This is a genomic window from Microcystis sp. M_QC_C_20170808_M3Col (genome assembly GCF_007095505.1).
Classification (GTDB): Bacteria; Cyanobacteriota; Cyanobacteriia; order Cyanobacteriales; family Microcystaceae; genus Microcystis.
In genome coordinates this window covers 1-9,306 of record NZ_SFBY01000136.1, presented here as the reverse complement: position 1 = coordinate 9,306, position 9,306 = coordinate 1, and the positions used below count along the sequence as shown (strand labels likewise).

6 protein-coding genes are annotated in these 9,306 nt (G+C 42.9%); 5 read left to right on the top strand and 1 reads right to left on the bottom strand.

Annotation, left to right across the window (positions count from 1 at the left end; all coding sequences use genetic code 11):
• The first annotated feature begins 150 nt into the window (after positions 1-150).
• Positions 151-267 (top strand): photosystem I reaction center subunit VIII, encoded by a 117-nt coding sequence (locus tag EWV84_RS06360; RefSeq protein WP_004162778.1) that lies wholly within the window; start codon positions 151-153, stop codon positions 265-267.
• A 188-nt stretch (positions 268-455) separates the two neighbouring features.
• Here EWV84_RS06360 and EWV84_RS06355 read toward each other — a convergent pair whose 3' ends face one another.
• On the bottom strand, positions 456-2,657 hold the full coding sequence (locus EWV84_RS06355) for a hybrid sensor histidine kinase/response regulator (protein ID WP_287077237.1): 2,202 nt from the start codon (positions 2,655-2,657) through the stop codon (positions 456-458).
• 241 nt (positions 2,658-2,898) lie between these two features.
• On the opposite strand from EWV84_RS06355, the gene EWV84_RS06350 reads away from it, so the two are divergent.
• The 4 genes from EWV84_RS06350 (at position 2,899) to EWV84_RS06335 (ending at position 8,752) form a co-directional block, all read left to right on the top strand.
• On the top strand, positions 2,899-3,051 hold the full coding sequence (locus EWV84_RS06350; protein ID WP_286825197.1) for a hypothetical protein: 153 nt from the start codon (positions 2,899-2,901) through the stop codon (positions 3,049-3,051).
• A gap of 28 nt (positions 3,052-3,079) precedes the next feature.
• The gene (gene cobN, locus EWV84_RS06345; protein ID WP_287077235.1) at positions 3,080-6,721 is read left to right on the top strand and encodes a cobaltochelatase subunit CobN; all 3,642 of its coding nucleotides are present in this window, start codon (positions 3,080-3,082) and stop codon (positions 6,719-6,721) included.
• A gap of 74 nt (positions 6,722-6,795) precedes the next feature.
• On the top strand, positions 6,796-8,085 hold the full coding sequence (locus tag EWV84_RS06340) for an AAA family ATPase (protein WP_287077233.1): 1,290 nt from the start codon (positions 6,796-6,798) through the stop codon (positions 8,083-8,085).
• A gap of 4 nt (positions 8,086-8,089) precedes the next feature.
• Positions 8,090-8,752, top strand: coding sequence for a DUF4276 family protein (locus EWV84_RS06335; protein WP_287077231.1), 663 nt, complete (start codon positions 8,090-8,092; stop codon positions 8,750-8,752).
• Positions 8,753-9,306 lie beyond the last annotated feature (554 nt).

The window sequence follows — 9,306 nt, the reverse complement described above, 5'->3', positions numbered from 1 at the left end:
GTCAGACTTAAGCAATTAAGCGTTTTTCGCTATCTGCGTCAACCCCGTTCAGCGACCACCCTAAAAAAGTGGCGTGGTGAGGAATCGCCGTCCGTTTTACGGCGGCGAGGATGTCAACATTTCCTTATTTTTTTACTAGGAGCATTTGACATGACTGGTGACTACGCAGCTTCTTATCTGCCTTGGATTTTAATCCCGATCGTCTGTTGGTTAATGCCAGCCGTGGTTATGGGTTTGTTATTTATCTATATCGAGAGTGAATCCTAATTTAGCCTAGGATTCCTACAATTAAGAGCTTGAAAATTAGCTATTTGATAGTTAGTTTTCAAGCTCTATTTTCTGAGGAAAAAGGAAAAAATTGACCAGATGAAAATGGGTAAAACCCTACACCCCACACCCCACACCCTACACCCTACACCCTACCCCCACGAAAAACTTTTTGCCGCAAACCCTACTTATAAAGCGGTTAGATAGCGGATTTTTTCCAACAATAGGGAGGGTTGAATCGGTTTGAGGAGATAGTCGTCAATGCCATGACGACCGAGAAAATTAACGCTGATTTCAGGGGTATCATTCAAGATTAGCACTTTACTGGCTTGAGTTTGGCTAGATTTTTTTAAAAGATGACACAGATGATATATATCGGGCATTTTCCGATCGACAATTATAATACCTGGCTGCACGATCTCAATTTTTTTGATAGCGGAGACACTATCGATTAACCAAATAACTTGATAATGTGCCACCATCAATAACTCACAAATAAGATTGGCGATTTCTTCGTCACTTTCAATCAAAACTATAGTGGGATGGTGGTGATTAAAATGGGGATTATTCTCCGAGGGTTGAAGCTGGGATCTGGGTGGCTTTTGTTGAGGTAAACGGACGGTAAAGATGGAACCTTTATCTAAGCAAGATTCTACCTCGATCGTGCCGCGATGGAGTTCCACTAATTGTTTAGTTAAAGCCAATCCTAATCCTACACCACCATAACGACGTTTGCGGGAGCCATCCAATTGGGTAAATTTTTCAAACAGAAGCGGTATTTTTTGAGCAGGAATGCCGATGCCCGTGTCCTCTACCTGAAAAATGACCTGACTGCCTTCTTTCCACAGTCTCAGGGTGATATCACCTTGTTCGGGGGTAAATTTTAGGGCATTTTTTAACAAGTATAAAAGTATCTGCTGGACTCGATCATAATCGGCGTAAAAATAATGATCTTCTTCGGTGATTCTCATTTCTAAAATCAGATTAATTTCTTTAGTTTCTGCCTCTGTTTTAATAATTTCTAAAACATGGTTACAGAGATATTTTAGCGAAAATTGTTTAATATCTAAAACAGCTTTTCCCGCCGAAACTTGCGAGAAATTAAGCAAGTCATTGATTAATTCTAATAGTTTATTGCCGTTATCCTGAATAACTTTTAGATAGTGTTTTTGTTTGTCGGGGGGTAAAAAATTATTGGCTGCCGAGGATTTTTGCAGGGTACTGGACAAACCGATAATACAAGTTAGGGGAGTTAATAACTCATGACTAATATTATTTAAAAATTCACTTTTGCAGAGGTTAGCGGCTTCTGCGGCCATTAAAGTATCTTGTAATTCTTGGGTTCTTTCTATTACCCGGCGTTCAAAAATATCTTTTTGTTCCTGTACTTGAGAATATAATTGCGCTTGATAGATAGCGATGGCGAGATGTTCACCAATCTGACCTAAAAATTTCTTTTCTTGCGGCAACCATTGGCGTTTTTCTTGACATTGATGGGCAATTAATAAACCCCACAATTCTTCTTGTACCACAATCGGGGCGATTAATTTTGATTGCACTTGGTGTTGTCGCAAAAATTCGGACAAACAGAAGGAAGAAGAATAGTTAGCATCCACATCATCCACGGCCAGAATTAATCCTTGACGGTACTTTTCTTTGTATTGGGGAATATAGGAAAAACAATCGTCTTCGGGGGTTAAATTTAACACCGAATTTATCTGGTCAGAAATGCGCGACTCGGAAGTTATTTTTCCCTTTACCTCACTGGTACTGGGAAAAAATTGATAAATTAACAATCGGTCCACTTGCAGAAACTCCCGCGCTTCCCTGACTACGGTTTCCAGAATCACCGGTAACTCCAGACTCTGACGCATTTGGGTGATGACTTGGTTTAATAATCTTTCCTGTTGGATTTGTTGGGATAGGGCAGCTTCTACCGGTTGACAAACGGAGAAGATGCGGGAACAATCTCTATCAGCAGACCGAGAAGAAATTATCGAGAGAATTTTGACTAAAATTTTATTTTGAAAACTGCTGACATTAATGGATAGAGGCAGATTTAAAATTTGATAACCCTGCTGAATTTTTGGGTTGTGGAGAGACTTGACAGCCAGTCCTTGCAGAAAATTTTTAATCGTGTTCGCTTCAAAACTAATGCGGACTTCGTACTGGAAATTATGCCCTTGGGGACTGGCTAACAATAAAGCTTGTAGGTCAGTGGAAAGCAAGAGTTGATAGATTTCTCCTGTCTGTGGGGGAATGTCTCTTTCACTTAGACTAATCCTCGGTGCTGTCACCTGTATTGCCAACTGTCCCCACCAAGAACGAATTTGTTCGAGGTGAGTAGATGACAACACTTGACAGCAAACATAAGCGGGAGAAGCATTCATTTATCAGTTATCAGTTATCAGTTATCAGTTATCAGTTATCAGTTATCAGAAGGCAGGAGACTCCGAGGCTGCGAGGTAGGAGATAGGGTGATAGGGTTTTGGGGTGTTAGGTTTTTGGGGTGTTAGGGTTTTAGGGTTTTAGGGTTTTAGTTGAAATTCCCCACTTCCCCACTTCCCACTTCCCACTTCCCACTTCCCACACCCCACACCCCAGTCATCAGTAAGGTGATGGGGGACTGGGGTGTGGGTTTTAGTGAAGATTTTTCTTAATCCCTATCCCCGACTATTCCCTAATCCCTATTCCCTATTCTTGAAAATTGCCGCAGACAGATATAATCATCTCTATCTACCTAAGAATGATCCCTCGATCGAGACCCTGATTCTCAAAACCTAATCATTATTTAACCTGACTCTCAAAACTTATGCACCGAATTGCGCCCCAAGCGGGTGGTTGGACAGCAGATACCGAAGGGGTGATTATTATTGACCAAAATCCGGCCCCGATTGTTCTCCTCACCATGGCTGATACCGATATTCAAACTCTAGCGGCAGCTATCGACCATCTACCCGATAATTTTCCCGCAATTCGCGCCCTGAATTTATCGCAGTTACAGCAGCAATACAGTATCGATAACTATGGGGACAAGGTACTATCCCAAGCAAGAGTGATTATTCTTCGCTTATTGGGAGGACGGGGGAGTTGGTCCTACGGATTGGAAGTAGTTAAGGAAATTGTCGAGGAAACCGGTGCGACTTTATTTGTCCTCCCGGGAGAGGATAAACCGGATTTAGAGTTGATGAGTCATTCCACTGCTTCCCTGACTACTGTTAATCAGTTATGGTGCTATTTCACGGAAGCAGGGATAGATAACTGGATTAATGCTTGTAAATTTATCGCGCATACCTGTCTCCATCTCGACTATCCTCCCTCTCCTCCTAGGGTTGTCCCTAGGTTGGGAATCTATTCCCAGATAACCCTATCCCAACCCCAAGCACGGACTTGGATACTTTTCTATCGTTCCCATTATCTCGCGGGTAATACCAAAGCTATCGATGCTTTAATCACCGCTTTCACCCAAAGAAATATTGAAACTGTCCCTATCTTTCTCTCCTCTGTCCGGGAAATTGAAGTGCAAGAGGAACTATTAACCCTCTTTTCCCACCATCCCCCAGACCTAATTCTCGATACCACTAGCTTCTCTATCCAACGACCAGAAGACAAACAAAATCATCACTTCTGGCAGTCCCTCAATAAACCCATCTTCCAAGTTGTCCTCAGCAGCAGCAGTTTAGAAGCTTATCAACAGGGTTATCAAGGTCTTTCCCCCCGGGATGTGGCCATCAATATCGCTTTACCGGAAATGGATGGCAAAATTATCACCCGCGCTATTTCCTTTAAATCTGTCCTCACCCGACATCCGAAACTAGAAACGGAAATAGTTATCTATCAACCCCTCCCCCACCGGGTTGATTTTGTCGCTGATTTAACCGCAAACTATTGTCAACTCTCCTCCCTTCCCAACTCCCAGAAAAAAATTGCTCTCATTTTCCCCAACTATCCCAATAAGGATGGTCGTATCGCTAACGGAGTCGGTTTAGATACTCCCGCTAGTGGTCTGGAAATTCTTCGCGCATTACAAACCCAAGGTTATACCCTCACCGACCTACCCGACCATAGCGATGAATTAATGCGATTGCTTATTTCCGGTATCACTAATGACCTGGAGACAAGGGAATTAAAACCTATCTATCAATCTCTCTCCCGGTCAGCATATCTAGATTATTTCTCCTCCCTTCCCCCCGATAATCAAAGCGCTATGCTTGACCGTTGGGGACATCCAGACAGGGATTTTCCTATCCCCGGCATCCAGTTAGGTAATGTCTTTATCGGTATTCAACCTTCTCGCGGTTACGACCTCGACCCGACTCTTAATTATCATTCCCCCGACCTCGAACCTACCCACAGCTATCTCGCTTTTTACCATTGGTTACGACAGGAATTCCAAGTCACTGCTGTAATTAATCTCGGTAAACACGGCAATTTAGAATGGCTACCGGGGAAAAGTCTCGCTCTTTCTCCCCATTGTTATCCCGAAATTGCTTTCTCGTCGCTGCCGAATTTTTATCCTTTTATTGTCAATGACCCCGGAGAAGGTTCCAGCGCTAAAAGACGTTCCCAAGCTGTTATCATCGACCATCTCACTCCCCCGATGACGCGAGCGGAATTGTATGGGGATTGGGAAAAGTTAGAGTCTCTCATCGATGAATATTATCAAGCAGAATCTCTTGATCCTTCTCGTTTAGCTCTGATTCGCGAGCGGATTAGTGATCTGGTGGCGAAAACTAATCTCGATCGAGAGCTAGGCACGATCTCGCGTAGCGAGCGCGTTGCGATCAGCGCTTCCTTTGGTCAATTTCTTACCCTCGTGGATGGTTATCTCTGTGAACTCAAGGAAGCACAAATCCGCGACGGTTTACATATCTTCGGTCAATGTCCCCAGGGTCAGCAGTTAATTGATTTAATCCAATCGATCGCTCGTTCTCCTAGTCCCGACCGCCCCGGTTTAACCCGTTCGATCGCCCTTGACCTCCACCTCGACTGCGACCCCCTGACGGAATATAACGATACTACTACCTATCTGGAAAGTCTCGCTCAGGATTTAATTAGCCAGAAAATTGAACCTCTAGGCGAAAATACGGCAAAAGAATTGGTTTGGCTAGAAAATCAGTTAATTCCTGCTTTAAAACAAACCCCCGATGAACTTACCTATCTCTTAAAAGGTCTCGCTGGCCAATACGTCCCCAGTGGTGCTTCCGGCGCTCCCACCCGCGGCCGTCCCGATGTTCTCCCCACCGGCAGAAATTTCTATTCTGTCGATACCCGCGCAATCCCCACAGAAACTGCGTGGGAAGTGGGAAGAAAGGCCGCAGAGGCACTAATTGAACGTTATACCCAAGAAAATGGCGAATATCCCCGCACTTTGGCGATTTCTATCTGGGGAACTTCGACGATGAGAAATAGTGGCGAAGATGTGGCCGAAGCCATGGCTTTACTGGGAATTCGTCCCCTTTGGGATGGTTTTTTCCGTCGGGTGGTCGGGTTTGAAATCCTTACCCCGTCTAGCTTAGGCCGTCCTCGCATTGATGTGACCGTTCGGGTATCGGGCTTTTTTAGGGACAGTTTCCCCAGCATACTACATCTTCTTAATTCTGGCATAAATGCGGTAGCTTGTCAAGAGGAAGAAGAAAAAATTAATCCTTTAGCGGCGAAAGTGAAGACAGAGAGGGAGTTTTGGCTAAGTCAGGGCTTAGGAGAAAAAGAGGCGAAACTGAGAGCTACTGCCAGAATCTTTGGCTGCAAACCCGGTGCTTACGGGGCCGGTTTACAGGGGTTAATCGAGTCACAAAACTGGCAAAATGATCAAGACTTAGCTAATGCTTATATTAACTGGAGTTGTTATGCCTATGATAGTCAAGGAACTGCCCATTCTTTACCGGAAGTATTGAGAAATAGACTACAAGAATTAGAGATAGTGCTGCATAATCAGGACAATCGGGAACACGATATTTTCGACTCCGATGACTACTATCAATTTCAAGGCGGCTTAACTGCCAGTGTTCGGGCATTAACCGGCAAAAATCCCGTCACCTATTTTGGTGATCATTCCCGTCCAGAAAATCCCCGCATCAGAACCTTAGAGGAAGAAATTCGCCGGGTATATCGTTCGCGAGTAGTGAACCCCAAATGGATAGCGGGAGTGATGCGACACGGCTATAAAGGCGCTTTCGAGATGGCTGCGACCGTAGATTATATTTTTGCCTATTCTGCCACTACTCATCTAGTGGAGGATTTTATCTATCAGGGAGTAGCCGAAGCTTATTTATTTGACGACAAGGTACAACAATTTATTCAGGAGAAAAACCCCTGGGCATTGCGAGATATGGCCGAAAGATTATTAGAGGCTCAACAACGGGGATTATGGACGCAGGTGGACCAGAAAACTTTAGATCGATTGAGGGCAATTGTCCATGAGGCCGAAGGAGTGATCGAATCGGGTCAGTAATTGATAACTGCTCTAGAATCGGTCTATCAAGAAATTGCTCAAATTACTTTAGTAATGAGAAACGGGACTAAATAATGGCCGGAATTGAGGGATTGAGGATTAAAAATTATCGAGCGCTCAAGGATATAACCCTGGGCAAGTTATGGAACACTCAAAATCGAGATTCTCTGACACCGATGACGGCCGTTATCGGCAAAAATGGTGTGGGAAAAAGTACACTTTTTGATGCGTTCGGTTTTTTATCTGATTGTCTTAAAGGAGGAGTAGAAGAAGCTTGTGATGCGCGAGGTCGAGGCGGGTTTGAGCGTCTTCGTTCCCAGGGTCAGGAAGGAAGCATTGAATTTCAGATTTACTATAAAGAAGATTACAATTCCCGACCAATTACCTATGAATTAGCTATTGATCTAGATACCGATAATAGACCTTATGTAAAAAAAGAAAGACTCAGACAGAGAAGAAAAGGTCAAAAGACTGGATGGCCTTTTTCATTTTTAATCCTCGATGAAGGGAAAGGAATCGTCTGGAAAGGAGAAGAAGAAGGGAAACAAGTAGAAGAAGGTCAAGACCATTTTGATTTATTTAAGTTAATAGAAAAAATTCAACGAGAAGCTGATGAGGAAAGCAAGGAAACCGAGTTAGTGGAACTGAATGATAAGCGCAAACTAGGAATTGCTACTTTAGGTTCTCTCAAACAGCATCCGAGAATTTCCCTATTTCGGAGATTTATTGAGGGATGGTATCTCAGCTATTTTACTCCCGATGCGGCCAGAAGTTTGCCCCTAGCAGGACCCCAGAAACATCTGAATATCCATGGAGATAATCTCGGTAATGTGGTGCAGTTTATGGAAAGAGAGCATTCCAAGAAATTTCAGAATATACTTAATAGTATTTCTCGTAAGATACCGGGTATAGAAAAAATTAGCACAGAAAAAAGTCCCGATAATCGACTACTATTAAAATTTAATGATCAGGGATTCCAAGACCCATTTTATGTACAGCAAATGTCCGATGGTACTTTAAAAGTATTCGCCTATCTCTTACTGTTAGAAGACCCTTCTCCACCGCCATTTATCTGTATTGAAGAGCCAGAAAACGGCTTATACCATAAACTATTAGAAACCTTGGCTCAAGAATTTAGAAAACACGCCACAGGACAGAGAGGACGTTCTCAAATTTTTATCACCACTCATCAACCTTATTTTGTTGATGCTCTCCAGCCGGAAGAAGTTTGGATTCTGGAAAAAGGTGATGATGGTTTTTCTCGAATTAAACGGGCCAGTGACAATCCTTTAATTAAGAATCTCGTCTCAGAAGGATTGCCCCTTGGTAGTCTTTGGTATAGTGATTACTTAGATGAGAGATAAGACCATGCACTTTGAAATTTTGGTTGAGGATTTGTCGGGTAAAAAAGCACTTGATATTCTAATTCCTAAGATTATTGACATGAATGCAGGTCATACATTTAAAGTTCATTTCTATAAAGGAACTGGTCATCTTCCCAGAGACTTACAGTCTATTTCCGATCCTCGCAAACGGATTCTTCTTGAGCGACTACCTAAACTGATTCAAGGATACGATAAAACTTTTTCTAGTTACCCTGATAATTATGCTGCTGTACTGCTCGTGGTTTGCGATCTGGATAATCGATGTTTTCGGGAATTTCGACAAGAATTAATCAATTGTCTGGAAAAATGTGCTATCCAATCCCAAATTTACTTCTGTATTGCTATTGAAGAAGGAGAAGCTTGGTATTTAGGTGATATTAATGCCATAAAAATTGCTTATCCCCAGGCCAAAAGTGCTATCTTGGATTCCTATATTAATGATAGTATCTGTGGCACTTGGGAAAAACTGGCAGATGCTCTATACAGAGGTGGAGCGAAACAATTATCTAAGTTAGGTGGAGCTTCTGTGGGTCAAGAGAAAACAGTCTGGGCAGAAAATATTTCTCCTCAGATGAATGTGGAGATTAATCGATCACCCAGCTTTGGCTATTTTCGGGATAAACTACGTCATCTCAGTAACGAATAATCAATATAAGCAATATTTTTTCAGGCTAAACTTTTAGCCATTTAAAATAATCGTCGAGAGCGGTAAATAGGGGATAGTTACCAGTAACCAGTGAGCCTAAATCTGGTTATTAAAGACTGATTATTTGTTCCCGCTTTTGCCTTTTGCATGAGTGCCTGTCCTCATAAGTAGCCTATACTCAAAGGATTTAGTATTACAGACAGTGACAGTCTCTCAGACTTTTGCTATAGTAAACCTAGTGGCTGATTCCTAATAGCCATGAATACCAGAACCAACAAATCTAAGCTAGGAAGCATTTTAACCGCCCATCCTTGGATTAGCTGAATCTCCCCCAATCCCTTTACTGTTGCCCCCTACCTCTTGCCTCATTTCCACAAGCAATTTAAATGTGCGGGCAGCTTATGAGTTAACCAGACTTATACATCCAGACTTGTGTTGACATCCTCGCCGCCGTAAAACGGACGGCGATTCCTCACCACGCCACTTTTTTAGAATGGTCGCTGAATGGGGTTGACGCGACCCGGGATGCTGCTTCTTTAACAGAAGTCTTACGC